This is a genomic window from Sorangium sp. So ce448, from assembly GCF_051520915.1.
Taxonomy (GTDB): domain Bacteria; phylum Myxococcota_A; class Polyangia; order Polyangiales; family Polyangiaceae; genus Sorangium; species Sorangium cellulosum_B.
This window is the reverse complement of record NZ_CP150343.1, coordinates 2911642-2929211: the sequence shown is the minus strand read 5'-3', so window position 1 is coordinate 2929211 and position 17570 is coordinate 2911642. Positions and strand designations below refer to the sequence as shown.

General features: G+C 71.5%; 13 protein-coding genes. 10 read left to right on the top strand and 3 right to left on the bottom strand.

Annotated features, from left to right (window positions below):
• Positions 1-42: 42 nt before the first annotated feature.
• Both scpB and WMF45_RS11305 read right to left on the bottom strand, forming a co-directional pair.
• Positions 43-1647 (bottom strand): SMC-Scp complex subunit ScpB, encoded by a 1605-nt coding sequence (gene scpB / locus WMF45_RS11310; RefSeq protein WP_437716919.1) that lies wholly within the window; start codon positions 1645-1647, stop codon positions 43-45.
• Complete coding sequence (locus tag WMF45_RS11305; protein ID WP_437716918.1) at positions 1634-3565, bottom strand: segregation/condensation protein A; 1932 nt, start codon at positions 3563-3565, stop codon at positions 1634-1636. Before WMF45_RS11305 ends, scpB begins: the two co-directional genes overlap by 14 nt.
• 125 nt (positions 3566-3690) lie before the next feature.
• Between WMF45_RS11305 and WMF45_RS11300 the strand changes: the two genes are divergently transcribed.
• The 4 genes from WMF45_RS11300 (at position 3691) to WMF45_RS11285 (ending at position 8668) form a co-directional block, all read left to right on the top strand.
• Entirely contained in the window at positions 3691-6054 is a 2364-nt protein-coding gene (locus WMF45_RS11300; RefSeq protein WP_437716917.1) for a serine/threonine-protein kinase, read from the top strand.
• Between the two features lie 10 nt (positions 6055-6064).
• Entirely contained in the window at positions 6065-6916 is an 852-nt protein-coding gene (locus tag WMF45_RS11295) for a hypothetical protein (protein ID WP_437716916.1), read from the top strand.
• Positions 6917-7045: 129 nt separating this feature from the next.
• Positions 7046-7894: a MaoC/PaaZ C-terminal domain-containing protein gene (locus tag WMF45_RS11290; protein ID WP_437551835.1), complete on the top strand. Its 849-nt coding sequence runs from the start codon at positions 7046-7048 to the stop codon at positions 7892-7894.
• A gap of 51 nt (positions 7895-7945) precedes the next feature.
• On the top strand, positions 7946-8668 hold the full coding sequence (locus WMF45_RS11285) for a peptidylprolyl isomerase (protein ID WP_437716915.1): 723 nt from the start codon (positions 7946-7948) through the stop codon (positions 8666-8668).
• Positions 8669-8740: 72 nt separating this feature from the next.
• Here the strand turns inward: WMF45_RS11285 and WMF45_RS11280 are convergent, their stop codons facing one another.
• Positions 8741-9847, bottom strand: coding sequence for a DUF6599 family protein (locus tag WMF45_RS11280; protein WP_437716914.1), 1107 nt, complete (start codon positions 9845-9847; stop codon positions 8741-8743).
• Positions 9848-10029: 182 nt separating this feature from the next.
• On the opposite strand from WMF45_RS11280, the gene WMF45_RS11275 reads away from it, so the two are divergent.
• Genes WMF45_RS11275 through WMF45_RS11250 form a run of 6 tightly spaced genes read left to right on the top strand, consistent with a single transcriptional unit; the run spans position 10030 to position 17469 of the window.
• Positions 10030-10749, top strand: a complete 720-nt coding sequence (locus WMF45_RS11275; RefSeq protein WP_437716913.1) for a pilus assembly FimT family protein — start codon at positions 10030-10032, stop codon at positions 10747-10749.
• The gene (locus tag WMF45_RS11270; protein ID WP_437716912.1) at positions 10746-11351 is read left to right on the top strand and encodes a type IV pilus modification PilV family protein; all 606 of its coding nucleotides are present in this window, start codon (positions 10746-10748) and stop codon (positions 11349-11351) included. The genes WMF45_RS11275 and WMF45_RS11270 overlap by 4 nt, the downstream gene beginning before the upstream one ends.
• The gene (locus WMF45_RS11265; RefSeq protein ID WP_437716911.1) at positions 11348-12688 is read left to right on the top strand and encodes a PilW family protein; all 1341 of its coding nucleotides are present in this window, start codon (positions 11348-11350) and stop codon (positions 12686-12688) included. The genes WMF45_RS11270 and WMF45_RS11265 overlap by 4 nt, the downstream gene beginning before the upstream one ends.
• Complete coding sequence (locus tag WMF45_RS11260) at positions 12682-13281, top strand: hypothetical protein (protein ID WP_437716910.1); 600 nt, start codon at positions 12682-12684, stop codon at positions 13279-13281. Before WMF45_RS11265 ends, WMF45_RS11260 begins: the two co-directional genes overlap by 7 nt.
• 16 nt (positions 13282-13297) lie before the next feature.
• A complete protein-coding gene (locus WMF45_RS11255) occupies positions 13298-16921 on the top strand; it encodes a hypothetical protein (protein WP_437716909.1) in 3624 nt (1207 codons plus the stop codon).
• On the top strand, positions 16918-17469 hold the full coding sequence (locus WMF45_RS11250) for a hypothetical protein (protein WP_437716908.1): 552 nt from the start codon (positions 16918-16920) through the stop codon (positions 17467-17469). Before WMF45_RS11255 ends, WMF45_RS11250 begins: the two co-directional genes overlap by 4 nt.
• Positions 17470-17570: the final 101 nt, after the last annotated feature.

Here is a 17570-nt window from a genome sequence, read left to right as displayed (position 1 = left end):
GCGACGGGGCGACGCGATGGACGTTCAGACAAGGGTGAACGTTCAGTCCTCGTCATCTTCGTCTTCGTCCTCTTCATCTTCGTCGTCCTCCTCGTCCTCGTCCTCGTCTTCGTCCTCCTCGTCTTCGTCCCCGTCCTCCTCGTCCTCGTCGTCCTCGTCCCCGTCCTCCTCGTCTTCGTCCTCGTCGTCCTCGTCCCCGTCCTCGTCGTCCTCGTCGCCTTCGTCCTCCTCCTCCTCCTCGTCTTCGTCGTCCTCGTCGTCTTCGTCGTCCTCGTCGTCCTCGTCGCGCGGTTCCTCCGCGACGTCGTTGGCGTGCTGGAAAGCGTCCGCTTCAGCAGGCTCACCAAGCGCTGCGTCCGCTCCCACGACAGAGATCTCCTCAGACATTTCGTCTTCCCTTGCTTCCATCGCGACCTCTCCCTCCCGCGGCGCAGCAGACGACGCGCCGACGTCTTCCGATAGGTTCTCGCCCGCACTGGCGACGCTCGTCCGGAGCGATCCCTCCGCGCCGGCGAAGCTCTCCTGTCCCGATGTCACCACCCCCGTCTCGGGCGGCTCTTCGCCGAGCTCACGCTCATAGGCACGGCGCGACTCGTCGGTCAGCTCGGTGAACTCGCGCAGGGTGGGCAGCTCGCCGAGCGCCTTCAGGCCGAAGAACTCGAGGAACTGCGCCGTCGTGCCATACAGCATCGGGCGCCCAGGCTCGTCCTTCTTGCCCAGGATCCTCACGAGATCACGCTCCAGGAGCGACTTGAGCGCCGCGCCGGAATCCACACCGCGGATCTCGTCGATCTCGGGCCGCGTGATCGGTTGCCGGTACGCGACGATCGCGAGCGTCTCGGTCTGGGCGCGAGACATCTTGACCGGCTTCTGCTCTGTCACCTCGCGAACGAAGGGCGCAAATGCGGGGCTCGTTCGAAAGACGTACCCTCCGGCGACCTCGTCCAGACGAAATCCTCGTCCGTCGTACTCCGTGACGAGCTCGGCCAGCAGCTCTCGCACGACGCGGTGCTCTGCATTCGCCGAACGCGCGAGATCACGGGCCGGCACCGGTCGCTCCGCCACGAAGATGAGCGCTTCCAGCACTCCCTTCAGGTGCTTGCGCGCGACGGCAGAGAGCCCGGGCACCGTGGTTGCGCTCCGGACAGGAACGTCGGCGCGGCGCGCCGGGTGACCGAGCTGGTCCCATGCGCCAGCGCGGAAGCGAGCGACCGGATCTTGCCGTGTCCCTTTCGGTGCACGCGGCTCCTTCTTCCCGCCCCTCGGCCGCTTCGCTCCGCCGAGCCATGCGTGCGCCGCCGTCCTCAGCCGCGCCGGCGTGGCCTGCGCGCTCGCCTTGGCCGGCGTGCCCTGCCCGGCCGTCTTCGGTGTACGCGGCTCCTTCTTCCCACCCCTCGGCCGCTTCGTTCCGCCGAGCCATGTGTGCGCCGCCGCCCTCAGCCGCGCCGGCGTGGCCTGTGCGCTCGCCTTGGCCGGCGTGCCCTGCCCTGCCGTCTTCGGTGTACGCGGCTCCTTCTTCCCGCCCCTCGGCCGCTTCGTTTCGCCGAGCCATGCGTGCGCCGCGGCCCGCAGCCGCGCCGAAGCGCCCTGACCTGTCGTCGTCTTTGCTATGCGCCGCCGCTTCGCCGCGGCATCAGCCACCGTCACGGCCACTCCCCGCGTCTACCTCATCCACCTCTGTCGGCGGCGCTGCGAAGTCCTCAGCGGTCGAGTGCGCGTTCGGGCCCACCGCCGCATCGCGCTCCGCCTCATCCGGAGCCGGACCGGCATCGACTTCCGCCGCGTCCACCGCAGGCTCGCCCCCGGCGACGTCGTGCGCACGACTCGCCTCCTCCGCCATCCCGGGAAGCTCCGTCCCCGATACTTCGCCGCTCGACTCCTCAGCTGGCTCGGCCAGCTCCGGGCCCGTCGGTTCGCCGGTCGGTGGCTCCGCGGCCTCTGCCAGGTCCGCGTCACCCGCCTCGACGTTCCTCTCTTCCACGGGCTCCACCAGCTCCGGCCACGCTGGTTCGCTGCTCGACGCCTCCGCAGCCTCCGGTTCTGCCTCCGCGACGCTGACGTCCTCCACCTGCACCTGCTCCACAGGCTCGGCCGGCTCCGACCTCGCCGGTTCGCTGCTCGACGCCTCCGCTGCTTCCGCGGGCTCCGGTTCTACCTCCGAGAGGCTGACGTCCTCCACCTGCTCCACAGGCTCGATCAGCTCCAACCTCGCCGGTTCGCTGCTCGACGCCTCCGCTGCCTCCGCGGGCTCCGGTTCTGCCTCCGCGACGCTGACGTCCTCCACCTGCTCCACAGGCTCGATCAGCTCCAACCTCGCCGGTTCGCTGCTCGACGCCTCCGCAGGCTCCGGTTCTGCCTCCGCGACGCTGGTGTCGTCCTCCGCCTGCTCCGCGGGCTCGACCGGCTCCAGGCTCTCCGGTGCGCCGCTCGGCGCCCCCGCGAGCTCCGATTCCGACAGTTCTCCGCGCGCCTGCTCGATCGGCTCGACGAGCTCCGGACCAGCCGGCTCGCTTCGCCCTACCTCGACCGCCTCCGCGACCTCGCTCTCGGCGGCAGAAGGCGGCGCTCCTGCCTCCTCGCTCCCCGCCGTCTCGATCCGCTCCGCCACCGGCGCGACGTCCTCGAATCCGTCGTCCGCCACCGGCGCGCCATCGGCTACAGCGAGCTGGATGTGAATCGGCGCCAGCGAATCCGTCTGATGGACCCGGATGAGCCTCAGCTTGCACATCTCGAGCACGGCCAGGAACGTGATGACGACCTCGAAGCGAGGGATCACTCCGCCCTTCGAGACGCTGTCGAGCAGCAGATCCTCGAACCGCATGGCGCGCCGCACCGAGAGCTTCTCCGTGAGCTCGACGATGCGATCCGTGATGCTGATGCGATCGAAGACGACCTCATGATCAATCTGGACGTTCGTCCGCTTCAGCACGCGCTCGAAGGCGTCCAGCAGGCTGAAGATGGCCGTCTGCGCGAACGGAGCCGGGCCCTTCGGCACCTCGCTCTCGCTCATGCCGCGCGTGAACACGTCGCGCCCGAGCGTCCCGCGCTCGGCCAGGTCGGCCGCGGCGACCTTGTACTTCTGGTACTCCAGGAGCCGCCGGACGAGCTCCGCCCGCGGATCCTCCTCCTCACCCGGCATCCCGTCCTCGTCCTGCCCCGCAGGCACGCTCGGCAGGAGCATCTTCGACTTGATGTGCGTCAGCGTCGCCGCCATCACGAGGTACTCGCTCGCGAGGTCGATCGAGAGCGAGCGCATGATCTTCAGGTACTCGAGGTATTTTTCCGTGACGAAGCTCACGGGGATGTCGAGGATGTCGAGCTCGTGCTGCTGGATGAGGTGCAGCAGCAGGTCGAGCGGCCCCTCGAACGTGGGGAGCGTGACGACGTACTCGCCCTCGCGCGGCCCTGCATCGGCCCCCGGCGAGGCGACCTCCCGGGGCGGCGAGGCGGCCTCCCGGGCCAGCGAGGCGGCGGCCTGGCGCGCGGCGGGCGCAGGGGCGGCGCCCGCGTTGCCGCGCCCCTTGCCGCTGCGCGCCCGTGCTGCACCCGCCTTGGAACCGCTCACGCCGCGACCGTAGTCGCAAGGCGCCGGTCGGTCCACGTCCGAGCGTCCTCGGGCGCCGCGGCGCGCCGAAACGCCGCTCCGTCCGAGAATTTATGGCGGGAGCGGTGCTAGGATCAGCGCCGTCGATGGAGCCGTCCCCCGCGAAGAGCTGCCCCTCGTGCGGCGAGCGCTACGACGCGGGCGTTCTCTACTGCCCGCGCGACGGCACCCCGCTCGCGAGCTCGCGCAAGAGCCCCAGCTTCGGCGCCGCGGAGCGCGACCCGTACGTGGGCATCACGCTCGGGGGGCAGATCCAGACCCGCCACCTCATCGGCATCGGCTCGATGGGCCGCGTCTACCGCGCTTTCCAGGCCGGGATAGAGCGCGACGTGGCCGTGAAGATCCTCCACCGCGAGCTCAGCAGCAACGCCGAGCTCGTGAGCCGCTTCCACCGCGAGGCCAAGATCTCGAGCCGGCTCGTCCACCCGAACGTCGTCCAGGTCCTCATGACCGGGAGCGTGCCCCCCACGGCCGACCCCCGGATCGGCGGGGAGCTCTACCTCGTCATGGAGCACCTCGACGGCATCTCGCTGCTCTCCGCGCTCGCCGCGGCAGGGGCAGGCGGCGAGAGCGAAGCGCTGCCGCTCCCGAGGGCGCTCCACATCGCCCTCCAGGTGTGCGACGCGGTCGGCGAGGCGCACGCGCAGGGCATCGTCCACCGGGATCTCAAGCCCGAGAACATCATGCTCGTCCGCCGCGGCGAGGACCCGGATTACGTGAAGGTGCTCGACTTCGGCATCGCCCGCCTCGACTGGGCAGACAAGGCGATGACCACCCAGGCGGGGCTCATCTTCGGCACCGCCAAGTACATCTCGCCCGAAGGCGCCGAAGGGCAGCGGGTCGGTCCGCCGGCGGACGTCTACTCCATCGCGACGATGCTGTACCAGTGCCTCGCGGGGCGCGCCCCGTTCGAGGGCGACTCGCCCGTCGCGCTCCTGGTCCAGCACACGCACGCCCCGCCGGCGGACCTGCGCAGCATCGCGCGCTCCAGCTACGTGCCCGAGCCCATCGCGCGGATCGTCATGCAGAACCTCGCCAAGAAGCCGTCGGACCGGGCCCCCGACGCGCGCGCCCTCGGCCGCGACCTCGCCCTCGCCGTCCGGGCGAGCGGGCTCGATCCCGATGAGATCGCCGCCCAGCCCGGGCTCCTGCGCGCCAGCGCGGTCATGAAGCTGGCCTCGAAGTCGCGCACCAAATCGCTCGACCTCTCCCCCGCGCTCGCCGCCCAGATCGGCGGCATCGCCGCGCCGACGCTCGAGAGCGCCCACATCGGCGACCGCGATCCCCGCCTTCCGCGGGGCGAGGCAGCGCGCTACAGCGACCCCGCGTCGCACCGCCGCGAGAGCGACCCCGCGTCGCACCGCCGCGAGAGCGACCCCGCGTCGCACCGCCGCGAGGAGGAGCGCTCTTCCTCCAGCGGCGTCGAGCGCGCTTCGTCCAGCTCGATGAGCTCGGCGCCCTCCTGGACCACGCCGCTCGCAGCGTCGTCCCAGGGCGAGCGGCCTTCGAGCGGCGCGCGGTTCGGCGGCGCGCTCGCCGAACCGGTGGAGCGGCTCGACGCCGGAGCGCGCGCATCGTGGGGCCCCGCTCACCACGGCGGCGCGGCGGACGAGCCGGCGCGCACGGCGATCGGCCTCGGCATCGATCCCATGCGCGACGCCGCGCCCGTCCCGTCGACCATGCAAGGCGTCGAGTCCGCGGCGCGGCCGCTCCCCCGTCGGGCGATGATCGCGCGGGCGACCGCCCTCCTCGCGTGTGCCAGCGCGGTCGGGTTCGTCGTGTTCCTCGGCGGGCGGCACCTCGGCGCCTTCGGGGGGCCGGCCGCGCGCGACACCCTCGAAGCACACGTCGAGCGCGCGCGCGACTGCATGGGCAGGCACGCCTGGGACACCCCGCCCCGCGAGAACGTCAAGGAGATCGTCTCGCAGGCGCTCGCGCGGTGGCCAGGGGACGCGCGCCTCGCCGAGCTCCGCCGCGAGTCGTCCGAGCGCATCGTCGCCGACGCCCTCGGGCGGAAATACGCCGGCGACAAGGCCGGCGCCATCCGGCTGGCGAAGCTCGCGCTCGAGCTGCAGCCGGCGCTCACCACCGCCCAGCACCTCGTCGCCGAGCTCTCCGGCGGCCCGCCGGGCGACGCCCCGGCGCCGCCCCCTCAGGTCGCCCCACAGAGCTCGGGGCCACAGGCCGCAGGCGCCGACCGCAGGCCTCCGCCGCGCCGCCCCGCGGCGGCCGAGATCCGCGGCGCTCCCCAGGGCCAGCCGCCGGCGCCCGCCCCCCGGGGCGCGCCGGCCCCGTCTCCGACGCCGGGCGGCGCGGGTTCGCCCGACAGCACAGGCACCGCCTCGCCGCCGGCCAGCGCCGCACCTGCGCCGGTCCTTCCGCCCTCGCCGCCGCCGCTTCCCACGGACGCCGCCTCGCCGCTCCCCTCGTCGACGGGTCCTTGGTTATAATCCAGAGAAGGTGAGTCCACGCGGCCGGTACCCGACGTCGCAAGCGCCCGCCAACGCCCGCGCCGGGCAGGGCGGCCGAGCAGCGCTGGTGGGGCGTGGCAGCGCGCGAGCGCGCGCTCGTCGCTCGCGCGGCGGCGCGCTCGCCGCGTGCGCCGCCGCGCTCGCCTCGCTCCTGATCTCCGCCCCCGGCCGGGCCGACGAGAGCAGGGCCGCCCGCCGCGCCGTCGCCGCGCGCGAGCGCGGTTTCCCCTACACCATGGTGGAGGTGAGCAGCGGCGTGATGACGCTCCCGGGCGCCGACGTCTGCCCCGTCTCGCTGGCTCCGGGGGCCTGCGAGCAGGGCGAGACGAGCGTCTCCCTCGGCATCCACAACCTCTACCGCTTTCGCGACATCGGCTTCGGCGCAGGCATCTTCTGGGCGGCGACGCTGACCTCCGACGCGGCGCGCGGCGCGCGCGGCCTCGAGCGCGATCACGCGCGCAGCTACTTCATGCTCGACGGGCTGTTTCGCTACTACGCCCTCCGCATCCGCAGCTCGGAGTGGTGGGCCGGCGTGACGGTCGGCGGCGTCGTCGTCAACGACTCGTGGTCGGTCGAGGCCGATCGCAACCCGTACTCGGACACGGCGTATGTCGGGCCCAGGGCCGCGACGATCGGCACCGAAGGTGTCGCCGCGGGGCTCGCGATCGGCGGCGACTGGGCCTTCGCCGACAACTGGAGCGTCGGGAGCCACATCCGCTACTCGAGCTGGTTCCTCCCCGAGCAGCGCAAGGTCTCCCCCACCGGCGATCTCGCGTCGCTCTCCGAGCGCGTCGACATGTTCAACATCGGCGTCCTGATCGCGTACCGCCTGGCGCTCTGACGCCGCGCCAGGCGCCGGCTGCGGCGCCTCACGCCCTGACGCCGCGCTCCGCTCGGCGGGCGGCAGTTGACGCGACATCGCCAGGTCGGTACGCCTTCGCGGCCGTTTCCATCCTGCGAGGAGCCCCCGATGCCGCTGAATCTCTCGAAGGTCGGCTACACGACCCAGCCCAGCGCGTTCACCTTCAACTGGAAGACCCTGGCCACCTACGCGCTCGGGATCGGCGCCAAGCGCGAGGAGCTCGAGTACCTGTACGAGGGCACGCCGGGAGGCATGAAGGTCTACCCCACGTTCGGCGTGATCCCCTCCCAGGGGACGGTGTTCGAGGCGCTCGAGGTGGCCGGGGCCGAGCTGGCGCTCATCGTCCACGGAGGGCAGACGCTCCGGGTGCACCGCCCGCTCCCGACGAGCGGGACGCTGTTCACGACCGCCACGCTGGCGGCCATCTACGACCTCAAGAAGTTCGCGCAGGTGATCGTCGAGACGAAGACCACGCTCAACGACGAGCCGCTCTTCGACACGGTGTGGTCGATCATCGTGCGCGGCGTCGGCGGCTTCGGCGGGCCGCGCCCGCCGCACGCCGAGTCGGAGGCCCCCGTGCCGAAGGACCGCGAGCCCGACTGGGTCGTCGAGCAGGCGACGGCGCCCGAGCAGGCGCTGCTTTACCGGCTCTCGGGCGACGAGAACCCGCTGCACGCCGATCCGGAGGTCGCCGCGAAGGCGAGCTTCACGCAGGGCCCCATCCTGCACGGCCTCTGCACGTACGGCTTCGCGGCGCGCGCGATCATCCAGAAGGCGGCGGGCGGCGACGCGAGCCGGCTGCGGGCGTACGGCGCGCAGTTCCGCAAGCCGGTGTGGCCGGGCGACACCCTCATCACGCGGGGCTGGGCGCTGGCCGGCGGCAAGGTCGCGGTGGTCACCTCTGTCAAGGAACGCCCCGATCCGGTGCTCACGAGCGCGTGGGCGGAGATCGGCTGACGGCCGGCGTGGTCGCGTGCTAAGGGCCGAGGCCCTGATCGGGGAAGCGTTATGAGCAAGACGAGCGAGAAGGACAGGGCCAAGGACGACGAGGACCTCGACGACGAGGCCGGGTCGACCGACGAAGGCAACGACGACGGCGAGGAGGAAGAGGCGAAGGCCACCGCGGCCCGCGGCCGTGGACACGGCCACGCGCACGACGACGACGACGACGCGGAGGACGACGGCGCCGAGCCCGAAGATCCGTACTGGTGGGCGCCGCACGCCGTGCTCAGCGCGCTCGTGCTGATCGGGCTCCTGGGCTTCTTCGGCATGTTCAACAAGACGCCGCTCGCCCGCCTCGCGGCCCCCGTCGCCCCGGAGCCCGACGAGCACGAGCACGCCACCGCCGCCGCTCCGCCGCCCGCTCCCACGCCCCGCCCGGCGCAGTCGGCGCAGGCGCCGAGGGAGATGTTCGGCGCGAAGCACCTGCTCGTCATGTACAAGGGGAGCCGCCGAGCGCCTCCGACCATCGAGCGCACGAAGGACGAAGCCAAGGCCCGCGCGACCGAGGCCATGACGAAGGCCAAGGCCGATCCGAGCAAGTTCGCGGACGTCGTGAAGGAGTACTCGGACGAGCCGGGGGCGGACAAGCGCGGCGGAGACCTCGGCAAGTTCCCGAAGGGCGCGATGGTCCCGGAGTTCCAGGCGGGTCTCGAGAAGATCAAGGTCGGCCAGGTGAGCGAACTCGTCGAGACCGCGTTCGGCTACCACGTCATCCTCCGCACGCAGTGAGCGCGCGGCGCCGCCGGGGCCGCGCGCTCACTGCGTCGCGAGCCCCGGGCGGCTCGACCCCTCCCGCTGCGGTCAGCGCGCCGGCGCGGTGACGAGCTTCTTCAGCCTCGCCGTCTTCTCTTCCTTGGTCAGCGTCAGCTTGGCGTGCTCGTCGGCCGTCATGCCGCTGCGGAGCACGCGGGCCTCGTCGCCGATGCCGTAGACGGTCTTGTCGGCGCGCGCGAACACCCACTCGGTCGCGGAGCCCTCGCCGTCCTTGTTCATGAGGCGCACCGAGCCGTCGCCGATGCCCTTCTCCCTGGCCGCGCCCGGCAGCTTCGCCAGCGTCGACAGCACGTCCTTGGCCTGGTCGACGTCGTCGCGCACGATCGCGACCACCCGGTAGCGCTTATCGACCTCCTTGTAGTAGCCGAACGCGCCGGGGCCGGCGCCATCCACCCCGAGCACGTCCTTGGTCTCGTAGCGGATCCCGAGGGGGATCATGTTGTCCCTGGGCAGCGCCGCCGCGGCAGGCGGCAGCGACGGCTCGCCGGGCAGCTTCGCGCCCATCTCCTTCACGAGCCCAGGCAGGACCTTCTCGCTCGACGACTTGAGCGCCGCCTCGGCCAGCGCCTCGTCGTTGTAGGTGATCTCGGCGAGGTACTGCCCGCGCCAGAGGTATGCGTTCCCGACCCCCATCGCGGCCGCGCCGCCCCCCTCGATCGCGCGGGGCGTCGCCTCGTCGGCGGGGTCACCGTCGCCCACGGTGCGCTTCGTGAACATCCCGTAAGCGCCCTCCGTGGATCCGAATTTCGAGAGGTGGACGTCGACGGTCGCGGAGCCGCCCTCGCCGCTCACGTACCGCGCCTCGACCACCCGCCGCACGCCGAATCCCTTGTAGATCTCGCACTCCCCGTCGAACATGTCGCAGATGCTGTCGAGCGGCAGGGGCGCCGATTCGCCGAACGTCTTCTCCCCGCCGTTCGGGTCGAGGCAGAACCCGCCCGTCGTGCGCGGGAAGAACGGCGCGCTCGCCGCGTCGCTGATCGTCCCTCCGCCGCCAGCGCAGGCGGCCGGCTTCGCGGCCGGCGGAGGAGGCGGCGGCGCGCCGAGGGGCTCTTCCTTCTTGCTGCAGCCCGAAGACAGCGCGGCCACGAGCGCGCCGGCGAGCAGCGCGCAGCTCCACGCACGGGAGCGCAACGGCCTCCCGGGGCACGCGCGCGTCGCGCGTGTCGCGCGTGTCGCAGCTGACACGCTGTGGTCCAGTGGGCCTCTCGGTGAACACCTTTCGGGCAGGAATCGCATGGCATGTTCGCCTTGCACCTTTTTTCATAGCGCCGCAATCGTTAGCGCCCGCGGCGAATCGCTTTGAGAGATTCACCATGAAGTTCAATGACTTAGCGCCCCACGTCGAGGGCATGCAGCTTGCCTTTGCCGAACCTTTGGTGCGCCTTCCCTCCTGTTCGCGACCTCCTCCTCGTGATTCCGATCGACCGCGGGCCTGCTCTCCGGGGCAGCGCGCGCTGCGCCGCCGTGGCGCGCGCGGCTTCACCCTGCCGGAGCTGCTCGCGGTGGTGGTCCTCATCGGCATCCTGGCCGCCGCGGCGTCGCCGAGCTTCGTGAGCGGCATGCGCGATCGCCGCGTGAACCGCACCGCGATGGAGATCAGCGGCATCTACCGGCTCGCGCGCTACCAGGCGATCGGTCGCGGGACGGCGGTCCTCGTGCGGTGGACCGCCTCGACAGGCGCGTTCCAGGTGCAGCAGGCGCTGGTCGATAGCACCCCCGCCGGCCCGCTGATCGCGAAGAGCTGCCTCAGCGTCGCCGACTGGATGAACCCGGCCGAGACCGAGCCGGTCACGACGTTCCACACCCAGGGCGTCGATCTGGCGGCGATGCAGCTGCTCGATCCCACCGGCGTGGCGCGCGCCGACGCCGACGTCTGCTTCACGCCGCGGGGGCGGACGTTCGTCCGCTACGACACCGCCGCCGGGTTCGCGCCGCTGCTCGGCGCGCTCCGGGTCGATGTGACCAACACAAGGACCGGCCTCCTGCGCTCGGTCTTCGTCCCGCCGAACGGCGTCGCGAGGCTCGGGCTGTGAGCGCGGCGCGTGCGAGGAGAGCGGCGAGCCGCGGCTACACGCTCATCGAGGTCATGGCGGCGCTCGGCGTGCTCGCGATCGGCGCCACCGGGGTGCTCGCGCTGCAGAAGGCGACGCTCATCAGCAACACGAACGCGCGCAACCTCGCGATCGCCAACAGCATCGCCATGACCTGGGCAGAGCGGCTGCGGGTGGACGCGCTCCAGTGGAACGATCCCATGCGGGTCCCCGACATCAACAGCGACACCGACTGGCTCACGGTCAGCACCACCTCCCCGTTCCCCGCGAGGGTGACCCCCACGGAGATCCCCGCGCTCGGGTCGCCGAGCGCCGACGTGCTCGGGGCCGACATCTACGCGGGCGACACATCGCCGTCCGCGTTCTGCACGCACATCCGCTTCCGCCAGTTCACCGATCCCGTGTCGGGCGCGCTGATCTGGGACAGCCTGCTCCGCGCCGAGATCCGCGTCATCTGGGAGCGCAACGGGGACCCGATCAACTGCGGGATCGCCCCGATCGCCGTCGACGCGGACCCGGGGCGCTTCGGCGCGGTCTACCTGACGACGGGCGTGCTCCGGAACACGAGCGAGGACAGGCGATGACGACGAGCCGACGCACCACCCGCCCCCGCGCGCGCGCCTCAGGACAGCGAGGCTTCACGCTCGTGGAGCTGCTCGTGGCGATGGCTGCCGGCCTCATCGTGTCGCTGGCGGCCTTCCTGCTCTCGAAGAACGCGACGCGCTTCTTCCAGAACGAGGCGAGGGCCTCCGCTTCGCACCTCGCGGCGACGCTCGGGATGAACCGGCTCACCGCGGACCTGCAGCGCGCGGGCTACCTCTCGTCGCCCAACATCCTCCAGGACCCGGAGGTCTGTCAGGTCCCGGCCTCGCCGGTCGGCCTGCGGCGCCTCGCCGGGATCTCGATCCTGCGTCAAGGGTCGGAGTTCCTCCATGCGACGGAGCTCAACCAGAGCATCGCCAACGGGCTGCACCCTGACTCCATCATCATCGGCGGCAGCTTGAACAGCACCGAGCTGTTCGAGTTCAGGAAGATCAGCGATGAGTCGGGCGACTGGGTCGTCGAGCTCAACCCGAGCAGCACCGCCGTGCAGCGCACGCTGGAGCGCTCGCGGGGCGGCGGGCAGAGCCTGACCCAGATCTTCGCTCCTCACCGCTTCCTGCGCATCATGGTCCGCGGTCAGGAGAAGTTCCTGTATGGCGTCATCGATCAGGTCAACGTGATCGGTAATCCGCCCATCCAGATCTCCATCACGCTGAAGGCGGATCCCGGCCTGCCGACGCTGGTCGGGCTCGCCGATTGCGGCGTGACCCCCGGCGGCGCCACCGGCGACGGAGGATGGGTGAACGTCGTCTCCCGCGTCCGCTACGACATCCGGAGCCTCGTCGGCAAGACGACGGCCTACGCCCCCCTCGTGGCGCCCGTCACGCCGGCGCTCACCGGCGACAACGGCCGCACCGAGCTCGTGCGGGTCGAGCTCGGCGAAGAGGATCAGGAGCTCCCGGACACGCTCGAGCTCATCGCGGAGTACACCGTCGATCTGAAGTTCGGGATCTCCACCGCAACCGCGGGCACCGTGCCCGGGGTGACCAATCCGCAGATCACGCGGTTTCCGATCACCGCGATCGACAATGCGTCGGTGTACACCAACGCCGCCGCGAACGACCAGCCAGGGGCCATGCCGCAGCGCGTGCGGTCGGTCCAGGTCCGGCTCTCGACCCGCACCCGCGCGCCCGATCGCGACGTCGGCTTCCCCCTGGGCGCCGATGGCCGCAGGCTCAGGTTCCTGATCCCCGGCATCTCCGCCAGCGCCAACACCTTCGGGGACACGGCGCCCTCGGGATCGCCGCCGGTCTATGCCCGGATGCGCACGCTCTACGCCGACATCGCGCTCCCCAACCAGGCCTACGTCCAATGGTGAACGCAAGCATCGCCCGGTCCCGCCGGCGCTCCCGCGAGCGGGGCGCCGCCGTCTTCATCGTCGTGCTGGTCATCACGATGCTCACCGCCATCGGCCTGTTCGCGGCCCACGCGGCCACGCTGTCGACCATCGCCAGCGGCCACGAGCGCCGGATGACGCAGACCCACTATCTCACCGAGTACGCGATGCAGCTCGCGATCGCCGAGATCGAGCAGAAGGGAGGCCTGGAGATGATCCCCAGGTCGACGAGCTGCTCGGTCATCACCGACGCGTGCTGGCCGCTCTTGCCGCACACGTTCGACGCGGCAGAAGAGCTCCTGGAGCCGCCCTTGCCCGGCCCGCCGGAGACGCCCGGGAGCCTTGGTCGCGCCCCCGTCCAGTGGATCGCCAAGGTGGAGATCACTGATAAGATAAGGCCTGCGATAGGGAACCGCGCCGGCAGCGACATGGGCGGCCCGAACCCGGTGAGCGTCGATTACTGCACGGTCACCATGAACGCGCGGCTCATCGCCTGGCCCGGCGGCTCCGCCATCGCGACGGCGGGCAGCCAGGAATCCATGTCTGTCGTTGCCGATATCCTCTGCTCGAAGTGACGAACCGGAGCGCACGATGCGAAACCTGACGAAGGTCCTTGTCACCATGAGCTCCGCGGCGACGCTCGGCCTCGTCGCGGGGCGCGCGCGCGCGCAGGCCATGGATGTGGAGCCGCCGCTGCCCAACGTGCTCTTGCTCGTCGACACGTCGGGCTCGATGGAGAAGACGGTGGCGGGCGGGGAGCCGGACTGCAACCCAGGCACTCCCCCCGCCTCCGAGGCCCTGAAGAGCCGCTGGACGAAGCTCGTCGAGTCGCTCACGGGCCCGATCCAGGACTTCAGCTGCGTCGCGCAGCCCCGCACGGGCACCGCGTTCGTCAACGAGTTCAGCCTCGCGGGAGAGCCGCCCTACGACAGGAACTACTACATCCCGTTCCATCGCATGATCTCGGGCCACTGCACGAAGGGCCCGGGGGCGACCTACGATCTGCTGGGAGAGCATCGCTGGGACAACGCGGCCACTCCTTGTACGACGCCGTTCACGCAGCTCAACGCCGGCCTGCTCGACGTCTATCAGGATCGGATCCGGTTCTCGCTCATGACGTTCGACACGCTCCCCGACGCGAGCACCGGGCTCCTCTCCGGCGCTCCCGATCCCGTGGGTGGCATCGAGGGGATGTGGAGCTACTTCCTCGGGTTCGAACCCGGCCCAGGATTCCCGGCGCGGGGCAACCCGCCCGCCTGCGCTCCCGCGGACATGGAGGTCGGCGCCAGGAACCCGTCCGCGCCGCTCTGGGAAGGGCCGCTCATCCCCTTCCCGACCTACACGGCGGACACCACCGAGATCCGCAGCGTGAACGAGAGCATCCAGAACGCGCTCATCGCGATGCGCCCCTACGGCGCGACGCCGCTCGCGGGGATGCTGTCCGACGCGCGCGACTACATCCTTGACGACGCCTCGACCTGGAAGAGCCGGCCGCTCGGGCCGCGCGACGATCCGTTCATCAGCGGCGGCTGCCGCAAGACCTCGATCGTGCTCATCTCCGACGGCGAGCCGAACCTCGACCTGCGCCCGACCTGCGCGCAGGGCCTCGGCCCCGGCCGCGATGGGACGGGCTGTCCCTACGAGGAGCCGCAGGTCATCGCCCAGTCGCTCAACTCCCACGTCAACCCGAACCGGCGTGTGCCGACCTATACCGTCGGGTTCGGCCTCTCCACGGAGGCGGGCATCGACTGCTCGACGATCTCCTCGGCCGATTTCCTGGCCGGCGGGCGCTGCGACGGCGCGTCCGGCGCGCTCAAGGCGTGCTGCACGCTCTCGCGCATCGCCATCGAGGGCGGGACCGACCGCGGCTATTTTCCGGACGACGCCAACGAGCTCTCCGCGGTGATGTCGCGGATCTTCGCGCAGATCGCCGCGAACTCGACGAGCCGCACCCTCCCCGTCTTCGCCAACGCGACCACGACCGCGAACAACGGCAGCACCGACGAGGGGGTCGCCTACCAGTTCGGCTCCTCGTTCAGCCCGCCGCCGGACGGCTCGCTCTGGAGCGGCAACCTCGAGCGCAAGCGCTTCGTCTGCGAGTCCGTGAGCGGCGTCATGACGACGCAGCTGAAGGACATCGACCCCGGCAAGGGCGATGACTTCGCGGCCAACGTCAACTCGAACGCCGGGCAGCCGCGGCGGTTCTTCACCGTGATCGGCGAGCTGGACACCACCGCGCAGCGCATCTGGTCGAGCCGGAGCATCCGCCCCGCCACCGTCGCCACGGACGGCCTGGGCAGCTACACGGGCACGGTGACCAACAGCGGCGCGCTCGCGCAGGGGGCGATCTTCGCGAGCGCGTTCTCCAGCGCGTCCCGCGCGCTCGACCTCGATCCCAGCGCGGCGGTCCCGCCGCAGTGCTCGGGCGGGCTGCAGGCGACGAACGCCGCGGACTGCGCCCGGCGCCTCATCGAGTGGGAGGTCGGCCAGCCGATGCCCTCGGGCGTCGCCTCCCGCGACGGCAACGAGCTCGGCAGCATCTATCACTCCACGCCGGTCGTCGTGGGGCCGCCGAACGACTACATCCCCGACGAGTCCTACCGGGCCTTCGCGGAGCACCCCGATCAGGCGGCCCGGCCGCTCGTGCTCTACACGGCGACGACCGACGGGCAGCTGCACGCCTTCCAGGTGACCGCGGCGAACGCGGCGGACCCGCTCAAGGTGGACAAGGTCGAGAACAACGAGCTCTGGTCGTTCCTGCCGCCTCACGTGCTCCCCCGGCTGCTCGCGACGTTCAACCAGCAATCGCTGCTGCTCGACGGCGCGCCCGTCGTGAAGAACGTCGTCTTCGAGCGCACGTCGGCGCAGGTGAGCAGCGCCAACGCGACCTGGAACACCGTGCTCCTCGCCAGCGGCGGCGCGGGCGGCAGCTTCTACTACGCGCTCGACGTGACGAACCCCCGTGATCCGCGGTTCCTCTGGCAGCTCTCGACGGACGGCAGCGGCGCCCCGCTGTTCGGCGAGGCGACGCCGACGCCGGCGATCGGCATGGTGGAGATGGAGTCCGGCGGCCAGATCAAGGAGATCGCGGTCGCCATCCTGCCCGGCGGCTCTGCTCCGCTCGATACGAGCCAGCCTGCGTGCAACCGGAAGAACACGGCGCACCCGCTCTTCTATCCGACGGGCACCCTGGCGGTCCGCGACTCGGTCCGGTGCTGGGGCAGCGCGGGCACCGGCGGCCCCGTCGGCCCGTCGCGCTCGCTCACGATCGTCCGGCTCGACACGGGCGAGATCATCCGCACGTTCCGCGGCCTCCCCTCCGAGGCCCCGGCCGGGATCGCCTCGCGGACCACGGAGGTCGACTTCGACTCGCCGATCACCGGCGTCCCCGTGCCGTTCCCGGCGGGCGTCGGTGAGGTCGCCGAGCGCATCTACGTCGGCGACGCCGACGGGACGCTCTGGCGCGTCAGCCTGACGAGCACCAACCCGGACAACTGGACCGTGGACCTCGCCTGGGACGCGTACTCGTTCCCGACCGACAGCGCGGCGAGCAGCCAGCCGATCCAGACGACGCCGATCGTGAGCACCGATCCGCTCGGCAACAAGGTCATCCTGTTCTCCACCGGCGATCAGGAGGCGTTCACTGCGAGCGCCGCCATCGAGACGCGGGTCTGGTCGATCACCGAGCGACCGCACAACACCAGCCTCCGCTTCAGCGAGAACTGGGTCGTCCCCTTCACGGGCGGCCAGCGCGTGACCGGGCCCATCTCCCTCTTCAACGGCTGCGCGTACTTCGCGACGTTCACGCCCGTCGCGCCCGGGACCTACGCGTGCGCGGACGGGCGCGGCGCGATCTGGGGCGTCGACTACCTGCTCGGCAACACGGACACGCCGGCGTACCCGCAGGCTTGCCTCGTCGTCGATCCGGCCGCTCCTCCGGAGCACTTCGAGCTGCAGTCGCCGGGCACGATCGTCTTCGGCGTGGCCGTGACCCAGAAGCCGACGTGCGTGGATACGACGGAGTACACCGATGCGGTCTTCGGCCCGCAGACGATCGTCCAGCAGTCCACCCCGCCCGAGTACCAGCTCGTGTTCCACACCGGCGCCGCCGGCGACGCGGACGCCCAGGGGGGCGCGACGCGAACGAGCACGAGGACGCTGCAGCGGCCGCGCAAGGTCGTTAAGATCGACTCGTGGGCCACCCTCATCGAATGACGCGAGCCGGCCTCTCTCGCGCCGCCGGCGCGCTCGCCGCGCTCGCCGCGCTCGTCGCGTGCGCCTCGGCCGCGCCCGCCTGCCGCAGCGACGCCAGCGCGCCGGCGCCGGCGCCGCCGCCGAGCGAGGCCGCGACCCTGAAGCCGCCGGTCGACCAGGCGCTGCCGGGCGAGCTCGCCGAGGGGGCAGAGCAGGCGTTCGGCCTGCCCATCCCGCGCCGCATGAAGGTGCGCGCGCGCTTCTCCGATGCCGTCTTCGCCGTCGGGGAAATCCCTGCCGAGCGGGTGGCGAACTACGTGCGCACGCGCGTCCTCGCCGGAAATGTCGAGACCGGGCCTGCGAAGACGATCTTCTCGCGCGCCACCGTGAAGAGCGCGCCGCAGCGGATGATCCGGATCGAGGTCGTCTCTCGCGCGCACATCTCGGAGCTCGTCGTCCGCGACGAGACCCGGGCCCCTGCGGAGCAGGGCCTGTCGGTCGAGGAGCGCTGGCGCCGCAGCGGGCTCACGCCGGACGGCAAGGTGATCGATCCCACCCGCCTCGAGTGAGCGCGGCGGCGGCGGCCTCGACCTCCAGCGCCGCGGGGGCCGCTGCGCCGGTCGGCGCCAGTCGGCGCCAGTCGGCGCCAGTCGACATCTCCGACCTTTCG